The sequence below is a fragment of the Streptosporangium fragile genome (genome assembly GCF_039534445.1).
GTDB lineage: Bacteria > Actinomycetota > Actinomycetes > Streptosporangiales > Streptosporangiaceae > Streptosporangium > Streptosporangium fragile.
Window position 1 is genome coordinate 129,105 of record NZ_BAAAVI010000009.1, and the last position, 23,103, is coordinate 152,207.

Here is a 23,103-nt window from a genome sequence, read left to right on the forward strand (position 1 = left end):
TCATACGACGTCGAGCTTCTCGGCGAAGTGGCATGAGACACCGTGGTCGTCTCCGACCGGCCGCACCTGCGGCTCCTGCCGCTCGCACCGCCACCTGTCGCCCTCGCCGAGCGCCGCGAACAGGGGGCAGCGGGTGCGGAAGCGGCAGCCGGAGGGGGGGTCGGCCGGGCTGGGGAGGTCTCCGTCGAGGAGGACACGCCTCCTGGCACGCTCCCTCCGCGGGTCGGGCAGCGGGACGGCCGAGAGCAGCGCCCGCGTGTAGGGGTGCATCGGAACCCGGTAGACCCGGTCCGCCCGGCCGATCTCGGCGATCCTGCCGAGATACATGACCGCGACGCGATCGGCGATGTGCCGGACCACGGCGAGGTCGTGCGCCACGAACAGGTACGACAGGCCCAGGCGGCCCCGCAGCTCCGTGAGCAGGTTGATCACCCCCGCCTGCACGGACACGTCGAGCGCCGAGACCGGCTCGTCCAGCACGACCAGCCTCGGTTCCAGTGCGAGCGCCCGGGCGATGCCGACCCGCTGACGCTGGCCGCCGGAGAAGTCCTGCGGGTAGCGGGCGGCGTGGCCGGGCTCCAGGCCGACCAGGCCGAGCAGCTCGCGCACCCGCGGCCCGGGGTCCCTGACGCCGTGGGTACGCAGTGGCTCGGCGAGGATGTCGTAGACGGTCATCCTCGGATCGAGAGAGGCCATCGGGTCCTGGAAGACCACCTGCATGTCGCGCCGGACGGCCATCCGCTCGCGGGCCCCCATCCGCGCGGTGTCGCGGCCCAGCACCGTGATCCTGCCGCGCTGCGGCGCGACCAGCTCCAGGATCTCCATCAGCGTGGTGGTCTTGCCGCACCCCGACTCGCCGACCAGCCCCAGCGTCTCCCCCTCGCGGACGTCGAAGCTGACGCCGTCCACCGCGCGGACCGTGCCGACGCGGCGCCGCAGCAGCGTCCCCCTCGTCACAGGGTGGTGCCTGACCAGGTCCTCCACCGAGAGAACCACCTCCCGCTCCTCCCGAGGCGGGCGCGGCGGCACCCGCGGGGCGGCGGGCGCGGGCGCCGGGGCACGTACGCCGTAGAGCTGGGCGGGCGTCCAGCCGGCCGCCTCGATCTCGCCGGCGCGCGCACACGCCACCCGGTGGCCGGGCACGCCCACCGGCAGCAGCGCGGGCTCCGCCTCGACGCAGGCCGGGAGGGCGACCGGGCAGCGTGGCGCGAACGGGCAGCCGGGCGGGAGCGCCGCCGGAGACGGCGGGCTCCCCTCGATCGGCACCAGCGGCTGCTCCCGCCCGCGGTCCAGGCGCGGGATCGAGCCGAGCAGGCCCATGGTGTACGGCATGCGGGGGCGGTGGAAGACGTCGTCCACCGAACCGACCTCGACGGGCCGCCCGGCGTACATGACCAGGACACGGTCGGCGAACCCGGCCACCACCGCCAGGTCGTGGGTGATGATCACGATCGCCGCGCCGGTCTCCCGCTGAGCCTTCTTCAACACCTCCAGCACCTGCGCCTGGACGGTCACGTCGAGGGCGGTGGTCGGCTCGTCGCAGAGGATCACGTCGGGGTCGTTGGCGATCGCCATCGCGATCATCACGCGCTGGCGCATACCGCCGGAGAACTCGTGCGGGAAGGCCCGGGCACGCCGTACGGGGTCGGGGATGCCGACCAGGTCGAGGAGTTCGACGGCGCGCCGGGCGGCCTGCGCGGCGCCGATCCGCTGGTGGATCCGCACCGCCTCGGCGATCTGGTCGCCCACCCGGTAGACCGGGGTGAGGGCGGAGAGCGGATCCTGGAAGACCATCGAGACGGTCCTGCCGCGCAACGCGGCGAGAGCCTTCTCCGTGGCCCCCAGGATCTCCCGGCCCGCCAGCCGCACCGATCCGGTGACGCGGGCGTGCGGCGGGAGCAGACCCATCACGGCCAGCGCGGTGACGGACTTGCCGGAGCCCGACTCGCCGACGATGCCGAGCACCTCGCCGGGGTGAACCGCGTAGCCCATCCCCCGGACGGCGTGCACCGCCCCCGGGCCGGAGCCGAAGACGACGTCGAGGTCGCCCACCTCCAGGACGGGGGCGGGCCCGCGGGAACGCCCGGCGACCCCGTCGGCCCCGGCGGTCCGGGGCCGCCCGCCCGCGGCGTTCCCGCTCATCCGGCCGACCTCCGGGACGCGGGGTCGAAGGCGTCGCGCAGGGCGTCGCCGACCAGGTTCACCGCGAGCACGGTGACGACCAGCAGCCCGGCGCAGAACCAGAACGTCCAGGGGGCGTAGACGGCCGTCCCGGCCCCGTCGGCGATCAAACTGCCCAGCGAGACGTCGGGCGGCCGGATGCCGAACCCGAAATAGGACAGCGAGGTCTCGGTGAGGATCGCCACGCTGACGTTCAGCGTGGCGTCGACGACCAGCAGCGAGGACATGTTGGGGAGGATGTGCCGGAAGATGATCGTCGTCGGCGGCACCCCCATGAACCTGGCCGCCTTGACGAATTCCCGTTCCTTGAGCGACACGGTCATGCTGCGAACGATCTTCGAGGTGACCATCCACAGGAACAGGGCGAGCACCAGCACGAACAGCGGCCACCGGCCCTCCGGGAAGAGCGGTGAGACGATCGCCAGGATCAGGAAGGCCGGAAGCACCAGGAGCAGGTCGGTCACCCAGGTCAGCGAGCGGTCGGTCCAGCCGCCGAAGTATCCGGCGAAGGCGCCGACCACAGCCGCGAGCGCGGTGCCGGCCACCGCGGCGAGCAGCCCGACGACCAACGACTTCTGCATGCCGCGCAGCGTGACCGCGTAGACGTCGGCGCCGGTCTGGAGCGTCCCCCACCAGTGCCGGGCGGAGGGCGGCTGGAGGAAGGCCGTGAAGTCCTTGTCCGCGTACGTCCAGCGGGTGAGGTAGGGCCCGGCGAAGGCCAGCAGGAAGACCAGTGTCAGCAGTGCGAACCCGATCCGGCCCTGGGCCGAGCCGAAGAAGCGGCCCGCGACCACCCGCAGCCGTGAGGGCGTCTCGATCCTGTCGACGGCCGCCCGCTGCTCGGCGAGCTCCTCGTCGGCGATGCTCATCGGATCACCCCACCCGGACGCGCGGGTCGAGGACGGCGTGCAGCACGTCGAAGGCCAGCGAGGCCGCCAGCACCGCCAGCGCGGCCAGGCAGCTGATCGCCGCGACGGTGTTGACGTCGTTGGTGGAGACGGAGTCGACGAGCTGCTCGCCCATGCCGTGCCAACCGAAGATCTTCTCGGTGAAGGTGGTGCCCACCAGGAGCATGCCGAAGGTGAAGGCGAAGTAGGTGACCACGGGGATGAGCGCGGTGCGCAGCGCGTGCCGGGCGAGCGCGGTGCGGCGGCGCAGACCCTTGGCCATGGCCGTGCGGACGAAGTCGGCGCCGAGCACGTCGAGCATCATGTTGCGCTGGTAGCGGCTGTAGACGGCGACCAGGCCGAGCGAGAGCGACAGCGTGGGCAGCACCAGGTGCTGGAGCCGGTCGACCGCGTGGCGGACCGGGCCGCCCGTGAGGCCGGGGGTCGCCTCGCCGCTGACGAGGAAGATCTGCGCGCCGACCAGCCCGTTGAACCAGACCGCGCCGATGATCAGGATGTTGGCCAGCACCACCGTGGGCACCGCGAGGACGGCGAAGGAGGCGGCGGTCGTGAGCCGGTCGAACACCCCGTACTGCCGGACCGCGGCGCAGGCTCCGACGAGCACGCCCGTGACGCTGCCCAGGACCAGCCCGATCGTGATCAGCCGCAGTGTGACGCCGATCCGCCGCCCGAGGTCCTCACCGACCGAGCCGCCGGTCACGGTCTTGCCGAAGTCACCGCGGGCGACGCCGCAGGCCCAGGTCAGGTAGCGCTCCAGCAGCGGGATGCGGTCGTTGAGGTTGAGCTCGGTCAGGCGCGCGTCGATGACCGCCGGTGGGATCGGGGGGTTGCGGCCCTCGTAGTTGGCGCGCGGGTTGAGCGCGACGGCCGCCAGCATGTAGGCCATGCTCGTCGCCACGATGATCAGAACCAGGTAGTTCAGCAGCCTGCGGGCAAGGAACCCCGCCATCGTCCCTCCTCCGGCAGCCTCCTGCCGCCGATGGCCATCCTGCTACAGAAAGACACCGGTCGGCTGCATAGAGTACCGGATCGGAATACGAGATCTGGGGCAAGAGGCGACGCCCGCCGGATCCGATCCGTGTCACCGCCCGCGGACGAGCCCCGCGCGCCGGGGAACGCGCCCCCGCGAACAGACCCTCACACCGGGGAACGCACCCCCGCGAACAGACCCTCACACCGGAGAACGCACCCCCGCGAACGGGCCCTCACGCGTCCGGGTGGGCCCCGCCCGCCGACGGCTCCACGCCCGGCGGGCCCGGAACCCCGCAGGTCTCAGGCCCCGGCGAGCTCGTCCACCGCGGCGCGCAGGTCGGCGCTCGTGATGGTCGTCAGGTCGTCGGCGGTGGCGGTCGCGCCGCTCTGGGCGGCCAGGCGGACGTCCCTGCGCATGGCGGCGCGCTCGAACAGCGAGCGCGCGAAGCGGCCGTTGCCGAGGCCGTCGATCAGGCCTTCCTGGCACACCCAGGTGAAGACCTCGGTCAGGTCACGCCGGGCGGCGTCGTCGAACCGGTCGCCCGAGCCCTCGGCGAGCAGCACCGCGATCTCGGCGAGCTCGTGCGGAGCGTAGGAGGGGAACAGCACCCGCTGGTTGAACCGGCTGCCCAGGCCGGGGTTGGAGGCCAGGAAGGCGTCCATCTCCCGTTCGTACCCGGCAAGGATGATCACCAGCCGGTCGCGGTCGTCCTCGGCGCGCTTGAGCAGCGTCTGCACGGCCTCGGTACCGAAGGCGTCGCCACCCGAGTAACCGGAGTTGATCAGACTGTACGCCTCGTCGACGAACAGCACCCCGCCGAGCGCCCGGTCGACGAGCTCGTTCGTCTTGATCGCGGTCGCCCCGAGGTGCTGGCCGACCAGGTCGGCGCGCTGGGCCTCCACCACGTCGGGCTGGGCGAGCAGGCCCAGCGCGGCGAAGATGCGGCCCAGGATGCGGGCCACGGTGGTCTTGCCGGTGCCCGGCGGTCCGGCGAAGATGAAATGCCGCATCTGCGGCGGGGTGGGCAGACCGCGCTCCTGCCGCATCTTGGCCACCCGCAGTTGCGCGGCGATCGCGTGGACCTGCCGTTTGACGGGCTCCAGGCCGGCCATCCGGTCCAGGTCGGCGAGCGCCTCCTCCAGGGACGGGGTCTCCTGGTAACCCCGGTATCGGGCGGTGAGCTCGTCGAACGCCTTGACGACGTCGTGCTCGACCGTGGTCACCAGGTCCTCCGTGGTGGGCGAGCCGCCCGCCCCGACCACCCGGACGTCCCTGGCCTGGGCGGCCGCCTCCACCAGGCTGCGGACGAACCGGGCGTTGCCCAGCTCGTCGACCAGCGCGCGCCGGTGGACGTCGTCGAACCTGGCCAGCAGCGCGGACCTGGCGCCACCGGTCATCCGGTCGCCGCGCCGCGACTGCAGCAGCTCGGTGATCTCCAGCAGCTCCCCCGGAGCGTAGCTGGGGAAGCGCACCCGGGTGGAGAAGCGGCTGGACAGGCCGGGGTTGGAGGTCAGGAAGGCGCCCATCTCCTTCTCGTATCCGGCCAGGATGATGATCAGCCGGTCGCGGTCGTCCTCGGCGCGCTTGAGCAGCGTCTGCACGGCCTCCGCGCCGAAGCGGTCGGGCTGGCCGTCGCCGGAGTTGATCAGGCTGTACGCCTCGTCGACGAACAGCACCCCGCCGAGCGCCCGGTCGATCAGCTCGTTCGTCTTGATCGCGGTCGCCCCGAGGAACTCTCCCACCAGGTCGGCCCGCTGGGCCTCCACCACGTAGGGGGTCTCCAGCAGACCGAACGCGTAGAAGATCTTCGCGACGGTCCTGGCGACGCTGGTCTTGCCGGTGCCGGGCGGGCCGACGAAGACGAAGTGGCGCATGGGCGGCTCGGTGGCGTACCCCGCCTCCCTGCGCAGCCTGGCCGCCTCGATCGAGGCGGCGATCGAGCGGACCTGCTCCTTCACCGGGACCAGGCCGATCATGGCGTCCAGCTCGCCGAGCGCCTCCTCCACCGAGATCGGCGGCGGCCCGGCGCGCTCGCCGGAGCCCGGGGCCGGGGACGCGTGCCCGCCCTCGCGGACCCGGTGCCCGGCCTGCTGCTGCTCCCCCGCGACCACCGCGGCCCGCACCCGGCGCGCCTGGAGGAAGCGGTGGACGAGCACGGCGGCGGCCGCGGCGTACGCGACCCAGATGGCGACGGCCGGCGCCGACGCGGCGAAGAGCGCGCCGAGCACGGCGGCCGCCAGGCCCGCGGGCGCCAGTGCCATGGCGGTGGTCGACCACGGGGGGACCCAGCGGATGAGATGCGCGGCCACGCCGGCCAGGGGGCCGAGGACCATCAGCGCGGTGATGATCGGCGAACTCCAGCCGTACCCGTTCCGCAGGAGTGTGAGCGCCGCGAGCCAGGTGAACACCACCAGCACGGTGGCGGCGGCCCGGGGGAAGCGCAGGGTCAGCGCCGCGAAGGAGAGAAGCGTCAGGGTGACGAAGAACGTGGCGAGGGGCGACCAGCCCGCGCCGAACGCCAGCACGACCGCTGCGATCAGCACCCCGACGTAGATCAGCCTGCGCAGGGGCGGAGAGAGCCGGAAGTAGCCCAGTCGCACCTGCTCGAACAGATCCCGTGCCGCCGCGCGCCCCGCCGGCCGGGCCCTGCCGGATTCCCGCATCACGCCTCCCCGGTCCGCCCCCGGTTATACCGCACCGGGAAGTCGATTGCGCGTGCCTGAGCGCCGCGCCACGCCGTTGCGCGACCATGATCCGATATATGGAAGAGATGGATGAACGTCACCATCCAGGCAGCAACCTCCGGTCCGGCGTTCCGCCGCCCGCCGGGCGCTTCCCGGCACCGCGACCTCTGCCCTCCGCCGGGGCGGCCGACCGGCCCGGCAGGGGAATGTCACCGCCGGGCAAGGCCGTCCCGGAAAGCCCTCACCGGGCACCGGACCGGCGCAGAACGAGACCGATCAGAGCAGGAAGATCGGAGCAGGACGGCGCAGAGCGAGACCACCCGGAGCGGTGTATGACGCTTCAGGAGCTTCCGGGCGGTCCGGAGGCGGTTCAGCGGCGGTTCAGCGGCGGCGGGAGCGGCCCTGGTGGCGACCGGGGTAGTCGCCGACCACGACCTCCTTGGGGGTGATCCGCAGCAGGTCGGCCTCGGTGTCGCCGACGGCGATGCCGCGAACCTCGGCCCAGAAACGGCGGCCCCTCGGGTCGGCGACGAACACCGCCACCCTCGGGTCCCGCTCGACGGCCGCCCAGGCGTCGGAGGCGGCGATCAGACGTAGCTCGCCGTTCGGAGCGACCGAGCTGACGGCGCCGACGGCCAGCGCGCGCGGCCCGGTGGGGTCGGCGTAGGCGAGGACCACTCCCCGCCCGTGGGTGAAGGCCGCGCGTACCTCGCCGCTGAGCCCCACCGGCGGTCCCGCGTCGCCCGGCAGGCGGTCCCCGCAGCTCTCGCACATGACGAGAGACGCGCGCCACGGTCCCGGAGCGCCCCGCCACCAGGCCCGTACCGACCTGACCGCGAACACCCCCACCGGCACGGCCGGCAGCACGGTTCCGGCCCGCCAGGCCCACTCACCGGCGGACGAACCGATCCCGGACGCGGAGAGAACGGCCGCCGCGCCGAGCAGGAGCGCCGACGCGACCGGCAGGGCGAGCGCCACGGCCAGCCCGCGATCCGCGGCCAGCGCCTCGACGGCCATGGGGACCGCCCCGTCCAGTCCGCGGAGACGGGCGAACACCCAGCCGAGGGCGAACGGCGTGGCCAGCGCGGCCACGGCCCAGCGCCGGTCGTCCAGGACGAGGGCGGCGCACGCGGCCACCGCGGGCACCGACCAGGCCCGGCCCGCCACCAGCCAGAGCGTGACGTCGGTGTCGCGCCGGGCCGTGCGGTCGCCGCGGACGGCGGCGAAATGGCCCAGCGCCCTGACCGGCCGCCCGCACCAGGCCTCGGCCAGCACCCGCAGCACGAGCACGGCGACGCCGTTGAAGAGCACCGACCCGGCGAGGGCCGCCCAGACCCCGCCCGGCGGGCCGGGCACCGGGCCGGGGGCGAGCGACGGGAACGCCGGGGGCAGGGTCGCGATCGCCGCGACATACGCGGCCACGGAGACCAGGCTGACCGACACCGACACGGCGAGCCACAGGTCTCGGGTGAACATGCCGGGCACGTACGGCCAGAGCCTGACCCGGTGCGACTGCCTCAGGGTGATCACCAGGACGGCGACGAGCGCCAGCCCCCCGCCGATCCTCGCCTCGGCGGCCAGGCCGGCCCCGAAGGCCGCCGCGCAGACCGCGACCAGCGCCGCGGCGAGCAGGACGCGGGTCTGCCGGGACCACGCCTCCAGGGCGTGTCTGGTCCGGCCCGTCTCGCGGGGGTCGACCGGCCAGGCGGGGTCGTGGTGGCCGCGCGGGCGCCTCCAGCGCAGCGCGACCAGGCCGAGGTTGATCCTGGCACCGGGATGGTCCGGCGTGCGGCGCAGCGCGTCGCGGTAGGCGGCCTCCGCGTGCCGGTACTCGCCGCGCAGCAGCGCGAGGTCCCCGACGAGGACATGCGGATCGGGCTCCTCGGGCGCGTAGCGGACGGCCCTGGCCGCCTGGGCCCGTGACTCGCGCCAGCGTCCCGGCACCCGGCGCAGGGCCGTCCCCAGGCGCATCCGCGCGGCCCACGACCCCGGCGCCAGCCGCACGGCCTCCTCGGCGGCCGCCACGGCCTCGGCGTCACGGCCGAGCCGTTCGAAGGCGAGGCTGGCCAGGCGGTACCCCCAGTCGGCCCCGATCTCGGCCCGCGGATCGAGGTCCACCGCCCTGCGGGCGGCCTCCAGCGCGGCCTCCGGCTGACCGTCCCCGAGCCGGGCGGCGGCGACGGCGCACCAGTACCGGGGACCGCCGGGATCATGCGGGGGATCCTCGGAGCCGTCCGGACCCCGGGAGGGCCTGCCGAGGCCGCCCGGGTCACGGGGAGACCCCGGGGAGTCGCCACCTCCCCGCACAGGCCGCCGAGGGCCGCCCGAGTCGTGCCGGGACTCCCGGGGGTCGTCATACCTCCGCGGAAGCTCCCGGGAATCGCCGGATCCGCGCGCGGATCGCGCGGGACCGCCCGAGTCGTGCCGGGGCGGGATCCACCCGGGACCCGGCCCGTCGGGCCCGCTCACCACCGTGGCTCACGGGCCTCGCGCTGACTCCCCACGACCGCAATGGTGGGTGTGAGGTCACCGTTTTGCCTAGACGGCGGTATAGGGCTGTATCTCTCTAGAGAGGTCGCGCGCGAGATCGCGGGGTTCGCATGCCGGATCGGGCGAATCGCCCCATGCGGGCCCATCCGGTGCCGGACTTCGCCTAAGCTGCGACGCATGTCCGTCCAGGCCGGAGATTTCTGAGCTCTTATGATCACTGTCGGTGTCGCGGCCGGAGCCAGGCGTGCCGAAGACGATCCGCGGGCGTACGGGGCCGGCCGGTGGTCGATCCTGGCCCTCCTCTGCTTCAGCCTGCTGCTGATCACGGTGGACGCCACGGTGCTGCACATCGCGGTGCCCGCGCTGACCGCGGCGCTCGAACCGTCGTCGGTGGAGCTTCTGTGGATCATCGACGTCTACTCGCTGGTGGTCGCCCCGCTGCTGCTGACCTTCGGCACGCTCGGCGACCGCTACGGGCGAAAACGCCTGGTCCTGGCCGGTTACCTGGTGTTCGGCGCCGCCTCGGCGGCGGCCGCGTTTGCCCCCTCGCCCTCGGCGTTGATCGTCGCACGCGCGTTCCTGGGCGTCGGCGGAGCGATGATCATGCCGGCCACCCTGTCCATCATCCGGCAGGTCTTCACCGACCGGCGGGAACGCGCGTTCGCGCTGGGAGTGTGGAGCGCGGTGGCGGCGGCCGGCGCGGCGGTCGGGCCGATCGTCGGCGGGCTGCTCGTCGAGCACGCCTGGTGGGGCGCCGTCTTCCTGGTCAACATCCCCATCCTGCTGGTCCTGCTGCCCGCCGGGGCCGGGATCCTGCCCGACTGCCGCGAGCGCGCCGTCCACCCGTGGGACGCCCCGAGCGCGCTGCTGTCCGTCCTCGGGATTCTGGGTGTGGCCTTCGGCCTGAAAGAGGCGGGGTCCGGGCACCCCGGCGGAGCGGTCGTGCTGCTGTGCGGGGCCGGGCTGCTCGCCTGGTTCGTCCGCAGGCAGCGGCGGCTGGCCTTCCCCCTGCTCGACCTCGGCCTGTTCCGGCGGCGGGCGTTCTGCGCCGGGGTCGGCGGCGTGCTGCTGACGGTCTTCTCCCTGGTCGGGCTGGAGCTCATGCTGGCCCAGTACCTGCAGCTGGTGCTCGGTGACAGTCCGCTCCAGGCCGCGGTGCGCATGCTGCCGCTGATGGTCGCCGCGGTAGCGGGCGGTCTGGCCGGCGCGCGGCTGCTGCGCCGGTTCGGGCTGCGGGCCACGATGTCGGGCGGCCTGGCGCTGACCGCCCTGTCACTGGCCCCCACCCTGACCTGGGGCACCGAGTGCCACCCCGTGGCGCTGGCCCTGTGCTTCATCGGGATCGGTTTCGGCATCCAGGTGACCCTGCTGGCCGCCTCCGACACGATCATGTCCTCCGTCCCCGAGTCCCGCGCGGGCGGCGCCGCCGCGATCGAGGAGACCTCCTACGAGCTCGGCGCCGGGCTCGGGGTCGCGGTGCTCGGCACGATCACCGCGGTCGTGTACGCGCCCGCGCTGGCCCCGGTCCGGGGAGTCCCGGCCGCGGAGATGACGCAGGCCCGCCAGTCCCTCGCCGGCGCCGCGCACGCCGCCCAGGAGGTCGGCGGACCTGCCGGGAGAGCCCTGCTGGAGGCGGCCCGGGTGGCGTTCGTCAGCGGTCTGCACTCGACCATCCTGGTCAGCGTGTTCCTGCTCGGCGCCACCGCGGCGGCCGTGGCCCTGCTGGTCCCCCGCCGGTCCGGCCCCGACGGGGGCGGCTCGCCGCACGAGAACGCGGCGGAGGCCGCCCTCCGCGAGAGGTGACCCTCCCGGCCGTGAAACGGCCCGGAGCCGGGTGGTCCGCCACCCCGCCTGACACCGGCCCACCGCCCCGCCTGACGGCCGGGGGAAGCGCTCCGGCCACCCACCGTGGAAGGTTTGGGCGGTCCGCGTTCGGTCATCTATCGGTCGAGCGTGGGTAAAAAACGGGGGATCTCATCAGAATGAGGAACCGTGCGACGAACCCTTCATGATCTTTCCTCCCTGGCCGCGAGGCTGGGTGTGGGCGGGATCTTCTTCGCCAACGGCTGGCACAAGCTCGAAGCGGGCCTGACCGCCACCGCCGGGCAGTTCGCCGCGCTGGAGGCCCCCGCTCCCGGTGTGTGGGCCGCCGTCACGATGCTGACGGAGCTGATCGGTGGAGCGCTGCTGGTGGCCGGGTTCGCCGTCCCCGTGTGCGGGCTGCTGCTGTTCGCCGAGGCGCTCGCCGTGTTCGTCGTGGCCAGCGGCGAGGCGGGCCTGCCGCTGACCGGGGGCGACGTCAAGCTGATCGTGGCGCTCGGCGCGGCCTCCATCCTGCTCGCGGTCGGCGGCGCCGGCCGCCTGTCGGTCGACCACATGGTGGTGATCAAGCGCCGCGAGGCCGAGGCCGCCGAGGACTTCGCCGCCGAGGCCGAGGCCGACGACGTCATCGCCGCGCTCCGCGAGCCGGAGACCACCGCGCCGCCCGCCCCCGGGAGGACCGCCGGCGCGGAGAAACCCGCGCGTCCCGCCCCACCGTCCACGGGGGGATCCCCGAAGCCACCTGCCACTCCGAGGACGCCGGGCACCTCGGACGCCCCGGAGACCTCGACGGCCTCGAAGAACCCAGAGGGCGCCCTGAATCCGGAGAGCACCGTCGACACCGCGGAGTTCCCGCCCGTCCTCCGTCCCGAGGCCCGTACCCGCCGCGGCGCGGCCCCCGCGCGGGCCGCCGTCCCGAAGCCCGGCAAGACGAGTGACACCCTTGTGGCGGGCAAGAAAGACAATCCGCCCCAGAGCTAGACGATCCGCCCTACGCCGGATTGCGCGGTTCCACCAGGCGCGGTCCGCCCGTACGACGCGGTGGCAGGACCGCCCGGTATGCCGCGGCGGCGTGCGGGAGCTTCCGGTCTTGACGGGACACCGAACGCCCTCTTAACTTTTCCTCGATTCGACCTGTTAGCGCTCACACGCCCCCCCGACCGCTCACACGCCCCCCACCACCTCGGTTCACCCTCTTCCTCGCACATCACCGCCTCACCCTCCCTCAAATTGTTAGCGTTAACATTGGAGGCCCCCCGTGAGACGACACTGGCCGCTGCTCATGGCGGCGACCCTGGTCGCGAGCCTGCTCGCCGGGCAGCCCGCGCTGGCCGCGGACGGCGATCCGATACCACCTGGCGCGACGGTCGAGCAGTTCGACCGCGACACCCTGGGTCCGGGCTGGGAGGTCCTGGCCCAGGACGCGGAGCACTGGTCGCTGACCGAGCGGCCCGGCACGCTCCGCGTCCGTTCCCTGACCGGTGACACCTGGCAGAACACCAACACCGCCAAGAACCTCTTCATGACCGACATCCCCACCGGCGACTTCGAGGTGGTCACGAAGGTCACCGCGCCCGTCGCGCTCGACTTCCAGAGCGCGGGCATCCTGGCCTGGCAGGACTGGGACAACTACGTCCGGGCCGGGCTGGCGCACGTCGGGTCGTCCGGGGGTGTCGTCATCGAGACGGACACCGAGGTCGGGGCCGCGTTCACCGCGAAGTTCGCGGCCCGGACCGGTTCCACGGGTGAGATCCTCAAGCTCGCCAGGACCGGCGACACCTTCACCTCCTCCTACTGGGACGGCTCGGCGTGGGTGCAGGCCTCCCAGGTCAGCGCGGACATCGACGTCAAGCAGGTCGGCCTGTTCGCCCTGTCCGCGCAGAACGGCACATCCGTCACGGCCGACTTCGACTACGTCGCCGTGCGCGCCGCGAAGGGCGAGGCGGTCGTTCCCGAGGGACGCTTCACGCTGCGGCCCGCGGCCGGGGACCCGTACCTCACGACCGGCAAGGGCGGCGTGGTGCGGACCGCGCCCGTGGTTGCGACGAGCCTGGCGGTGACCGCGGAGAGGCGCGGCGAGGGTGTCGCCCTCAAGGACGCCTCCGGCGGCTACCTGCATGTGACCGGGGACGGCACCCTGCGGGTGGGTGCCGCGGGCTCCGGGGACGAGGTCTTCCGGCTCCTGGACGCCGGGGGCGGCAAGGTCCGCCTCGCCTCGGGTGAGCGGTACGCGACGGTCCGCGACGGCGTGCTGGCCGTCACCGCCACGGCGCCGGGCGAGGCCGCGCGCTTCCGCGTCGAGCGCTACGCCGCGGACGACGGCACGCTCAAGGTCGACACCCGCGCCGCGGGCACCAAGGTCAGCGAGAACCTGTACGGCGTGTTCTACGAGGACATCAACCACGCCGCCGACGGCGGGCTCTACGCCGAACTCGTGGAGAACCGGTCCTTCGAGTTCGACGCGACGGACAACCGGAGCTACACCGGCCTGACCGCCTGGAGCAAGGCCGAGCGCGGGGGCGCCACGGGGACGATCGCCGTGAGCGGGACGGAGCCGCTCAACGAGAACAACCGCAACCACCTGGCGATCGAGATCACCTCGGCGGGTACCGGCGAGGCGGCGGGCGTGGGCGTCCGCAACGACGGCTTCAACCGCGGCATCCCCCTGAAGAAGGGGAAGAAGTATGACTTCTCCTTCTGGGCGCGGCGCACCGAGAGCCACGGCGCCCCGGTGACCGTCTCGGTGGAGAGCGCCGACGGCACGACCGTGTACGGCGGCGCGCGCGTGAAGATCGCCTCGAACTCCTGGGCGAAGTACACCGCCACGATCACCGCGCGTGAGACGACCGACGCCGGGCGCCTGGCCGTGCTGGCGGGCGGCACCGGCCGCGTGTCCATGGACATGATCTCGCTGTTCCCGCGTGACACGTTCAAGGGCCGTGAGAACGGCATGCGCAAGGACCTCGCGGAGACGATCGCCGAGCTGAAGCCGCGGTTCCTGCGCTTCCCCGGCGGCTGCGTCACCAACGTCGGCACCTACGACCCGTACTCCGACAAGCAGGACCGGCGCCGCATCTACCAGTGGAAGGAGACCATCGGCCCGGTCGAGGAGCGGCCGACCAACTTCAACTTCTGGGGCTACAACCAGTCGTACGGCATCGGGTACTACGAGTACTTCCAGTTCGCCGAGGACCTGGGGGCCGAGCCGCTGCCCGTGGTCTCGGTCGGCGTCAACGGCTGCGGCGAGAACCGGCCGCTGACCGACGGGACCAAGCTGGCCCGCTGGGTGCAGGACACCCTCGATCTCATCGAGTTCGCCAACGGCGACGTGAAGACGACCTGGGGCGCCAGGCGTGCCGCGCTGGGCCACCCGAAGCCGTTCGGGCTCGACTACATCGGCCTCGGCAACGAGGAGATCTACGAGGAGTTCTTCACCAACTATCCGAAGTTCGCCTCGGCGATCCGGGCGAAGTACCCGGACATCAAGATCATCAGCAACTCGGGGCAGACCTCGCAGGGCGCCTGGTTCGACCGCATGTGGGAGTTCTCCCGGCAGCAGGGCGCCGACCTGGTCGACGAGCACTACTACAACAACCCCGACTGGTTCCTGGCCAACGACCGGCGTTACGACTCCTACGACCGCAACGGGCCGAAGGTGTTCGTCGGCGAGTACGCCTCGCGGGGCAACACCTTCTACAACGCGCTCACCGAGGCCGCCTACCTGACCGGCGTCGAGCGCAACTCCGACGTCGTCGAGCTCGCCTCGTACGCGCCGCTGCTCGCCAACGTCGACTACGTCGACTGGAGCCCCGACCTGATCTGGTTCGACAACGACCAGCTCTACGGCTCCCCCAGCTACCACGTCCAGCGGATGTTCTCCCGGAACGTGGGCGACACCGTGCTGCCCAGTACCTACGACGGGGACGCGTCGCCGGTGGCGGACATCACGGGCGGCATCGGCCTCGGCTCGTGGAACACCCAGGTCCGCTACGACGACGTCAAGGTGACCGACGCCTCCGGGAACGTCCTGTTCGGCGACGACTTCTCGGCCGGCGCGGGCAGGTGGACGCCGGGGGCGGCGGGCACCTGGAAGGTCGAGGACGGCGCCTACGTCCAGTCGGCCACCGTCGAGGACGCCCGGTCGACGGCGGGCTCGGCCGACTGGTCGAACTACACGCTGGAGGCCACCGCCCGCAAGATCGGCGGCTCCGAGGGCTTCCTGGTGATGTTCGGCGTCAAGGGCACCGGCGACTACTACTGGTGGAACCTGGGCGGCTGGAACAACACCCAGTCGGCGGTGGAGAAGGCGACGGGCGGTGCCAAGTCCAGCATCGCGACGAGCGCCACGACGATCGAGACCGGCCGCGACTACCGCATCAAGATCCAGGTGAGCGGGCGGAAGATCACCACCTGGCTGGACGGCCGGAAGGTCAACGAGTTCACCGACGTCTCCGGCCGCGTCGCGCCGCTCTACCAGGTGGTCACCCGGGACGACGGCACCGGGGACGTCGTGCTGAAGGTCGTCAACGCCCGGCCCGAGACCGTGCGCACCACGGTCGACCTGGGCGGGACCGGCGTCTCCGGCAAGGCCACCGTCACCTCCCTCACCTCGGGGGCCCTGACGGACGTCAACTCGCTCGGCGAGCCCGACAAGGTCGCGCCGGTCGAACGGTCCCTGACCGGCTTCGGGCCGTCGTTCGCCTACGACTTCCCGGCGCACTCGGTGACCTTCGTCCGGCTCGGCACCGAGGAGCGGGCCAGGACCACCGTCACCGCCAAGGCGTCGCCGTCGCAGGCGGAGCCCGGCGAGAAGATCACGGTGCGCGCCGAGGTCGACGGGGCCGGGAAGCGCCCCGGGGCCGGGCCATCGGGCCTGGTGAGCGTCCTGGCCGACGGCGTCGCCCTCGGGGAGGGCACCCTGGACCGCCGGGGCCGGGCCGAGGTCGCCGTCGGCGAGCTGCCGGCCGGTCGCCACACCCTCACGGTCTCGTACGCCGGGGACCGTTCCTTCGCCGGGAGCAGCACCACCGTGACGGTGGTGGTCAAGCCCGGGTGAGCCCGGCGGCCTGATCGGGGCCGCGGGCGGTGTGATCGTTTCTTTTCCGCTCCCGTCGGGTAAGGAGAACGGACCGGACCGCCCGGCCCCGGCCGGCGCGGACCCGGTACGGTGCGCGGGCGACCGGCGATCCCGGGAGGCCGCCGTCCGGGCCGGACGAGACCACCGTGTCGTCGCGGTCCCGGCGGGAGCCGTCATCTACGCTCTGCGCATGATCCACTGAAGATAGGGGGCTTCCGTGGCGGAGGAACTGGCCGGACTTACGGGCCTGCTGTACGAGATCGGCCTGCTCAAGCGGTACAAGCGCACGGGCTGGCTGATCGCGGGGGTCCGGGATCCGGAGAGCATCGCCGATCACTCGTTCCGGACGGCGATCATCGCGAGCGTGATCGCGGCCCTGGAGGGCGGCAATCCCGAACGGGCGGCCTTCATGAGCCTGTTCCACGACACCCAGGAGACGCGGATCACCGACATTCCCTACCTTGGCAAGCTCTATCTGAAGCCGGCCCCGAACGAGGAGGTCACCGCCGAGCAGGTGCGCGACCTGCCGGAGCGCGTGGCGGAGATGGTGAGCGGCGCGGTCGGCGAGTACGAGGAGAAGGCGAGCCTCGAAGCCGTCTGCGCCCGCGACGCCGACAAGCTGGAGTGCCTGATCCAGGCCGTCGAGTACCGCGAGCAGGGCCATCAGAACGTCCAGCCGTGGATCGACAGCTCCCTGGCCGCGCTGCGGACCCCGTCCGCCAAGCGCCTCGCGGACGAGGTGCTCCACACGGGCTCGCTGGAATGGGTGGCCCGCGTCCTCAACGGCGACCGGGAAGACTGACGGGGCAGGCAGGGCAGGCGCCACACGCTCCGGGCTCCGGTGAGCGAGCCGTCCACGTCCCCGGTGCCCGAGCCGGACGCGCCCGCACGCGTCCGGCCGCGGCGTCCCGGGCGCGGACCCCGGCGGACCCGCGGGGCACCGCACCTGTCCGGAACCGCACGTCGCCGCGCGCGTCCGGGACCGGCCGGCGGCCACCGCCCGGGGCTCTGCGGCGCTCACACCTCGAAGCGGGCCACGCGGCGGAGCCTGTTCATCGCGTCCAGGACGGCGACCTTGTACGACGACGGAGTGCCCCGTCCCGTTGAGCACCGCCACGTGGTTGCGCGAACTGGCCGCGGATCACGTCGATCTCCCGGCCGATCACGTGCTGGGTGCGGATCCCCAGGCCGGTCGCGGTGATCTCGTCCTTGACCCGGTAGCTCTGGCCGTACCTACCGCGCCGGTTGAGGCCGGTCAGGTGGAGAACGGCCTCGCGCAGCGTCTTGGAGGGGATGGTGCCGGTGTTGATGCGCACCCCACCGATCATGTTGCGCCGCTCGACGAGCGCGGCGCGCCGTTCGAGTTTCGCCGCGGCGATCGCGGCCTTCCGCCCGCCCGGCCCAGAACCCAGAACAAGGACGTGAAAATCCCACATGAGGCCCGGTCTGAACGCCGGGGGCGTTCCCGGCCGGATGCGTGCCGGTCCGGGTGCCGGCGGTTCGCGTTCCGTCTTGTTACCGGTGTCTCACACGCTCATCCCGACCCGGTCCACGATCGCGTTCGCACCCTCCTGGCGGGCGCAGTGCGCACAGCAGTACCAACGCCGGTCGGCCTCGACGCCGTGCCCGACGATCCGGACCCCGCAGTGCTCGCAGATCGGCGCCATCAGCTGGATGGCGCACTCGAAGCTGTCGAAGACGTGCACCTTCCCCTGGGCGTGCACCTCGAAGCTCATGTCGTAGTCGTTGCCGCAGACCTCACACTGAGCCATGTTCTCCCCCGAAGGACGTCGGTGTCGGCGGGCCGGCCCCCGGCCCGCCAGGGGGGTTGTTCACTACCCTGACCTGTGAAAGGACGATTAGGTCCTTTCAGTAGTCTCCCACGGTCCTTTCTCCGCAACCGTAAGGCTCGCCAGTTTCCGGGCGGCGGCCACCACCCGGCGGGCGGTCACCCGCTCCGGCCACCGGCCACGGGCAGCCGCCCGTGGCCGGAAGCGCGAGAGCGGCGGAACCCGCTCAGGACAGCACCGCGAAGACGATCACAGCGGCCAGCAGGGCGGACACCGCCACGGCGGCCAGGGTGAACGGGATCGGCCGGCGGCGCGGCCCGCGTGCCACGAGGAGGTGGCGGTTGTCCTCGATCCACCGGCCCAGCCTCGGCCAGGCGTACGGGAGCGCCGGATGGGCCAGGCCCACCTCGTCTCCCCGCCGGACGATCAGGGGGCCGAACGCCTCGACGATCCGGTCCTCGGGGATCCTGGCCCGCCGGAGCGCGAACCCGCCGTCGGCGGCCAGGGTGACGAGCCGGAGGAACACCCGGGACGCGAGTTCGCGCCCGGCCGGGTCGAGCGCCGCGTAGGCCTCCTCGGCCACGGCGCCCAGCCCGGGGTCGTCGCACGGCGTGCGCAGCCGCGCCGCCACGTCGCCGCCCGCGGCGAGCAGGGTGTCCACGCCTGGCGCCCCGCCCGGCCCGTCCCCCGGAAGCCGGCGCTCCGCGTCCCCCGCGGGCAGTGCGTCCGCGGCGGGCGCCCCGCCCGGCCCGTCCCCCGGAAGCCGGGGTTCCGCGTCCCCCGCGAGCAGGGTGCTCAGCAGGTCGCGGGCGGTGGGCCGGGCGTGGGGGTCCTTGGCCAGCGCGGCGGAGACCAGGGAGCGGAGCGGGCCGGGGAGCGGGCTCAGGTCGGGGTCGACGGACAGGACGCGGTGCATGACGGCGCCCAGGCTCGGCGCCGCGAACGCGTCCTCGCCGGTCGCGGCGTAGAGCACGACCGCACCCCAGGCGAACACGTCGGCCGCGGCGTCCCCCGGCTCCCCGGTGAACACCTCGGGTGCCGTGTAGGCGGCGGTGCCGGCTCTGAAACGCGGCGAGACCGGTACCGCCGCCAGGACGGACGCCATCCCGAACCCGGTCACCCGGGGACCGTCGGGCCCGAGCAGCACGGTGTCCGGCGTGAGGTCGCGGTGGACCACGCCCGCGCCGTGGATCGCGGCCAGCGCGGTGACCACGGCGGTGGCCAGGTGGCGCAGGTCGTCGCCCCGGAAGGTCCGGTCGGCCCGGCGCAGGCTGGGCCCCGGCACGTACTCGCTGACGATGTACGGCCGGGGTCCCCCGAAGTCGGCGTCGAGCACGCCCGCCGTGCAGGCGGGCGGGACGCGACGGGCGGCGGCGACCTCCCGGCGGCACCGCTCGCGTAGCACCGGGTCGCCGGAGAGCGGCACCCTCGCCGGGCCGCGCCACAGGTCACCGTGCAATGTCTTCAGCGCCACCCGCCGCCCGGCGGCGTCGTAGGCCTCGTAGACCACGCCCCGCCGGCCTGTCCCCAGGCGGCCGGCGAGCCGGTACGGACCCAGCCGCCACGGATCGCCCTCGATCAGTACCTCCACCACTCTCATGCGGTGTTGGATGCGGATCTGCGAGAAAAGGTTGTTTTTAACCAGGACAAACGTTGCGATACGGAAGGTCGTTCAGGTAGGTGCGCCACTCCTGCCGCGACAGGGTACGGCCCGCACGCTCACAGACCGCCCGGGCGATCACCTCCGGCTGGATCGGATACTCCGTCAGGGTGCCGGCCGAGTCCACGACGACCAGCCGGGACCCGTCGGCGCTGAAGGCCAGGGACCGGAAGTCACCGGTCTGGGTCGCGATCGCCGGGCCGAGGCGCTGCCCGGTCGCGACGTCCCACAGGGCCACCGACCGGTCGCCGACGGCGGCGGCGATCACGTCGCCGCGGGGCGAGTAGGCCAGGCCGGGCTTGGTGGTCATCCCGCCCCGGATGAGGGAGCCCACCCGGGTCCTGTCGCCCGTCTCGAAGACGGACATCCGTCCGACCTGGTCGACGGTGGCGAAGCGGGCACCGTCCTTGCTGAAGGCGATCGCGACGGTCGGGATGCTGACGGTGGGCGAGCCGTAGGTGTCGCCGAACGGTTCCCCGGTGGAGGCGTCCAGCAGCCGGTGCTCTCCTCCGGCGACCGCGATGGACCTGCCGTCCGGGCTGAAGACCAGCGCCTCGACGGGGTCCTGGGGCCGGGACCAGCGCAGCCGGCCGCTGGGCACGTCCCAGACGTGGATCTCCCCGCCGGGTTCGACGTCGACGTCGTGGTAGAGGGTGTAGGTGGCCAGCGCGGTGCCGTCGGGGCTGATCCCCGCGGCGGTCGTCGTGCCCTCGCGGCGGGTGGCGACGGCGGTGACCTGCTTGAAGGTGGAGAGGTCCCAGACGGTCAGCCGGGAGCTCTCCACGCCGCCGTTGACCACCAGCTGGCGGCCGTCGGCGCTGAAGGCCATGTCGAAGTAGTAGTCGGCACCACCGGGACCGGTGTCCAGGGAGGCCAGGCGGGTGCGCCGCCGCACGTCCCGGATCACGACCTCGTCCGCCCCGGCTTCCCGGGAGGCCAGCAGGCGCCCGTCGGGGCTGAGCTGCGCCCAGCGGGTGCCGGGCCCCTTCAGGGTGACCGGCATGGTCAGCGTGGTGATGTCGAGGGTCGTCACCGAATCCTCGGTCAGGTAGCGCAGTGTGCGCCCGTCCGGGTCGAAGGCCACGACGGGCAGGAACGCGTCGATCTTCTGGGTGAGCAGGATCCGGCCGTCCGCGACCCGCCAGACCCGCAGGGCCGTGTCGGTCGCCGAGGCCAGGAAGAGCCCGTCGGGGCTGAAGACGAGGTCCTCGACGGGGGCCTCCTCGAAGGTGCGGCCGAGGTTCGCCCCGGTGACGGCGTCGCGCAGCTCCAGTTTCCTGCCGCGCGCGACCACGACGGTCTTGCTGTCCGGGCTGTAGGCGACGCGCAGCCCGCAGCTGCCGCAGCGGGCGCCCAGCGGGGTCTTGCGCATGTCGTCCAGGGTGTAGGCGACCGGATCCCCCTCCAGGTCACCGACGGCGAGGGCACGCCCGTCGGCCGAGACGTCGAAGTGGGAGCCCGCGACGGACGGGAACCGGGTCGTGCCGGTGGTGAGGTTCCAGACCGTGAGGCTCTGCCCCTGGGTGACCATGAGCCAGTCCTCCGACTGGCCGAAGAACGCCTCGGTGTCGCCGCCCGAGTTGCGCCCCTGGACGGTGAGGACGTCGCCGGTGGGCTTGCCCGTCGACACGTCCCAAACCTTCAGCTCCGTGTCGGCGATCACCGCGAGGAGCTTGCCGCTCGGGCTCAGCGCGACCGAGCGCAGGTCGTCGCCGAGACCGCCGAAGCCGCCGACGCGCTTGCCGGTCCGCACGTCCCAGACGCGCGCCTGGCCGTCGCTCGCGCTGACGAGCGTGCGCCCGTCGCGGCTGAGCGCCCGGAGAATCTGTATCCCGGCGGCCGGATCGTGGAAGGTCGCCGTCTCCCGTTGGGTCAGCGACCCGGTCAGGCTCGCCCTGGCCTCGGTCACCGGGGCCAGCCGCCAGGCGGCGACGCTGAGCAGCATGGCCGTGACCGGCTCGGAGATCCGCAACGTGTCGGCGGTCGCGGCGAGCCGGCCGGCCGCCGCTTGGTCCCGCTGGGAGGCGATGGTGGCGTTGCGCGCCTCGGCCACCCTGCTCTGCTGCACCGCGAACGTCCCGGCGAGCAGCGCGGCCACCAGCAGCACGGCCAGCGTGGCGGAGAGCAGCCGGCCGCGGCGGGCACGGCGCCGGGTGAGGGCGGCGCCCGCCTCCAGGAAGTCGCGCTCGACCGGGCTGAGCGTGATGTTGCGGCGGCCGGTGGCCGCCCACCGCATGGCGTGCTCCAGGCTGCTGCCCTGGAACAGGTCGCCGTCCCTGCGGCCCTGCGCCTGCCAGCGCCGCGCGGCGGTGAGGATGGACCGGTGGACGGCCAGGCCGTCCCGGTTGGCCCGGACCCAGGCGCGCAGCCGCGGCCACGCCTGCGGCAGCGCGGGCCGCGAGAGCCAGACCTCCCGGTCGTCATGGGCGACCAGGTACGCGAAGACCTGGAACAGGCGCCGGACGGCGGCCGTCTCGTTCTCCCGGCGGCCGTCGAGGAACTCGGCCCACTGCGCGCGCCGCATGACCAGCTCGCCGTCGTCGGTCACCGTGACCAGCCGCAGGAAGACCTCGGGAGCCAGCTCGCGCTCGTCCGGGCCGAGCGCGGCGTAGGCGTCCTCGGCGAGGGTGCCCAGCGCGGGATCGGCGGAGGCGGCGCGGACGCGGGACCCGGCGTCGCTGCCGGCCGCCAGCAGCCGCGGGGTGTCGATGCCGCCGTCCCCGCTGACCAGGGCGAGCAGCAGGTCCCTGGCCGTGGGCCTGGCCTCGGGGTCCTTGGCGAGCGAGGCGGCGACGAACGGCCGCAGGTGCTCGGGCAGCATGTCCAGCTGCGGCTGGACGGACAGCACCCGGTGCATGATCCCGCCCAGGCTCTCCGCCCGGAACGGGTCGGCCCCGGTCGCGGCGAAGACCATGATCCCGCCCCAGGCGAAGATGTCCACGGCCGAGGTCGCCCGCTCGCCCATGAAGATCTCCGGGGCCATGTAGGTGGGGGTGCCGGCCACCATGCCGGTCGCGGTCAGCGACATGTCCTCGGTCCGGGCGACACCGAAGTCGATCACGCGCGGGCCGTCGGGCCCCAGGAGCACGTTGTCGGGCTTCAGATCGCGGTGGACCACCCCGGCCTCGTGGATGGCGGTCAGCGCGGTGGCCACCGCGGTCGCCAGGCGGTGCAGGTCGCCCCCGGTGAAACGGCGCCCCTCGGTGACGGCCCTGCGCAGGCTGGGGCCCTCCACGTACTCGGAGACGATGTACGGCCTGGGCCCGTCCAGGTCGGCGTCCAGCACGCCCGCGATGCAGAAGGAGGCGACGCGGCGGGCGGCGGCGGCCTCGCGGCCGAACCGGTCGCGCAGCTCGGGGTCGGTCGCCGCGTCGCCGTGCAGCACCTTCACCGCCACCCGCCGGCCCTCGGCGTCGTACGCCTCGTAGACCACACCCTGGCCGCCCGCACCCAGCCGCCCGGACAGCCAGTAGCCGCCCAGCCGCTGCGGATCCCCATCGATCAGTCCAGTGCTCAACC

General features: G+C 73.2%; 13 protein-coding genes. 4 read left to right on the forward strand and 9 right to left on the reverse strand.

The window, feature by feature from the left end; translation table 11 throughout:
- The 5 genes from ABD841_RS08700 to ABD841_RS08720 all read right to left on the reverse strand — a co-directional run bounded on the left by ABD841_RS08700 (window position 1) and on the right by ABD841_RS08720 (window position 9,053).
- A complete protein-coding gene (locus ABD841_RS08700) occupies window positions 1-2,142 on the reverse strand; it encodes a dipeptide ABC transporter ATP-binding protein (RefSeq protein WP_344969587.1) in 2,142 nt (713 codons plus the stop codon).
- Complete coding sequence (locus ABD841_RS08705; RefSeq protein ID WP_344969589.1) at window positions 2,139-3,050, reverse strand: ABC transporter permease; 912 nt, start codon at window positions 3,048-3,050, stop codon at window positions 2,139-2,141. The genes ABD841_RS08700 and ABD841_RS08705 overlap by 4 nt, the downstream gene beginning before the upstream one ends.
- Window positions 3,051-3,054: 4 nt before the next feature.
- Window positions 3,055-4,038: an ABC transporter permease gene (locus tag ABD841_RS08710; RefSeq protein WP_344969590.1), complete on the reverse strand. Its 984-nt coding sequence runs from the start codon at window positions 4,036-4,038 to the stop codon at window positions 3,055-3,057.
- A 323-nt stretch (window positions 4,039-4,361) separates the two neighbouring features.
- Window positions 4,362-6,725: an AAA family ATPase gene (locus ABD841_RS08715; RefSeq protein WP_344969592.1), complete on the reverse strand. Its 2,364-nt coding sequence runs from the start codon at window positions 6,723-6,725 to the stop codon at window positions 4,362-4,364.
- Window positions 6,726-7,127: 402 nt separating this feature from the next.
- Complete coding sequence (locus tag ABD841_RS08720; protein WP_344969594.1) at window positions 7,128-9,053, reverse strand: tetratricopeptide repeat protein; 1,926 nt, start codon at window positions 9,051-9,053, stop codon at window positions 7,128-7,130.
- A 393-nt stretch (window positions 9,054-9,446) separates the two neighbouring features.
- Here ABD841_RS08720 and ABD841_RS08725 point away from each other — a divergent pair, with 393 nt between their 5' ends.
- The 4 genes from ABD841_RS08725 to ABD841_RS08740 all read left to right on the forward strand — a co-directional run bounded on the left by ABD841_RS08725 (window position 9,447) and on the right by ABD841_RS08740 (window position 16,936).
- Window positions 9,447-11,039 (forward strand): MFS transporter, encoded by a 1,593-nt coding sequence (locus ABD841_RS08725; protein WP_344969595.1) that lies wholly within the window; start codon window positions 9,447-9,449, stop codon window positions 11,037-11,039.
- 189 nt (window positions 11,040-11,228) lie between these two features.
- Window positions 11,229-12,038 (forward strand): DoxX family protein, encoded by an 810-nt coding sequence (locus ABD841_RS08730; protein ID WP_344969597.1) that lies wholly within the window; start codon window positions 11,229-11,231, stop codon window positions 12,036-12,038.
- 277 nt (window positions 12,039-12,315) lie between these two features.
- A complete protein-coding gene (locus tag ABD841_RS08735) occupies window positions 12,316-16,113 on the forward strand; it encodes an alpha-L-arabinofuranosidase C-terminal domain-containing protein (RefSeq protein ID WP_344969598.1) in 3,798 nt (1,265 codons plus the stop codon).
- Between the two features lie 238 nt (window positions 16,114-16,351).
- Window positions 16,352-16,936, forward strand: a complete 585-nt coding sequence (locus ABD841_RS08740) for an HD domain-containing protein (RefSeq protein WP_344969600.1) — start codon at window positions 16,352-16,354, stop codon at window positions 16,934-16,936.
- A 250-nt stretch (window positions 16,937-17,186) separates the two neighbouring features.
- Here ABD841_RS08740 and ABD841_RS08745 read toward each other — a convergent pair whose 3' ends face one another.
- The 4 genes from ABD841_RS08745 to ABD841_RS08760 all read right to left on the reverse strand — a co-directional run bounded on the left by ABD841_RS08745 (window position 17,187) and on the right by ABD841_RS08760 (window position 23,101).
- The gene (locus ABD841_RS08745) at window positions 17,187-17,570 is read right to left on the reverse strand and encodes an FAD-dependent oxidoreductase (protein ID WP_344969602.1); all 384 of its coding nucleotides are present in this window, start codon (window positions 17,568-17,570) and stop codon (window positions 17,187-17,189) included.
- A 90-nt stretch (window positions 17,571-17,660) separates the two neighbouring features.
- Window positions 17,661-17,906, reverse strand: a complete 246-nt coding sequence (locus tag ABD841_RS08750; RefSeq protein WP_344969603.1) for a hypothetical protein — start codon at window positions 17,904-17,906, stop codon at window positions 17,661-17,663.
- A gap of 244 nt (window positions 17,907-18,150) precedes the next feature.
- A complete protein-coding gene (locus ABD841_RS08755; protein WP_344969605.1) occupies window positions 18,151-19,524 on the reverse strand; it encodes a serine/threonine-protein kinase in 1,374 nt (457 codons plus the stop codon).
- 37 nt (window positions 19,525-19,561) lie between these two features.
- The gene (locus tag ABD841_RS08760) at window positions 19,562-23,101 is read right to left on the reverse strand and encodes a protein kinase domain-containing protein (protein ID WP_344969607.1); all 3,540 of its coding nucleotides are present in this window, start codon (window positions 23,099-23,101) and stop codon (window positions 19,562-19,564) included.
- Between the last annotated feature and the right edge of the window lie 2 nt (window positions 23,102-23,103).

Excerpts from the sequence above, each read along its gene's own strand:
- ABD841_RS08700 (WP_344969587.1), bottom strand. The coding sequence starts at position 2,142 with ATGAGCGGGAACGCCGCGGGCGGGCGGCCCCGGACCGCCGGGGCCGAC.
- ABD841_RS08705 (WP_344969589.1), bottom strand. The coding sequence starts at position 3,050 with ATGAGCATCGCCGACGAGGAGCTCGCCGAGCAGCGGGCGGCCGTCGAC.
- ABD841_RS08710 (WP_344969590.1), bottom strand. The coding sequence starts at position 4,038 with ATGGCGGGGTTCCTTGCCCGCAGGCTGCTGAACTACCTGGTTCTGATC.
- ABD841_RS08715 (WP_344969592.1), bottom strand. The coding sequence starts at position 6,725 with ATGCGGGAATCCGGCAGGGCCCGGCCGGCGGGGCGCGCGGCGGCACGG.
- ABD841_RS08725 (WP_344969595.1), top strand. The coding sequence starts at position 9,447 with ATGATCACTGTCGGTGTCGCGGCCGGAGCCAGGCGTGCCGAAGACGAT.
- ABD841_RS08745 (WP_344969602.1), bottom strand. The coding sequence starts at position 17,570 with ATGTGGGATTTTCACGTCCTTGTTCTGGGTTCTGGGCCGGGCGGGCGG.
- ABD841_RS08750 (WP_344969603.1), bottom strand. The coding sequence starts at position 17,906 with ATGGCTCAGTGTGAGGTCTGCGGCAACGACTACGACATGAGCTTCGAG.
- ABD841_RS08755 (WP_344969605.1), bottom strand. The coding sequence starts at position 19,524 with ATGAGAGTGGTGGAGGTACTGATCGAGGGCGATCCGTGGCGGCTGGGT.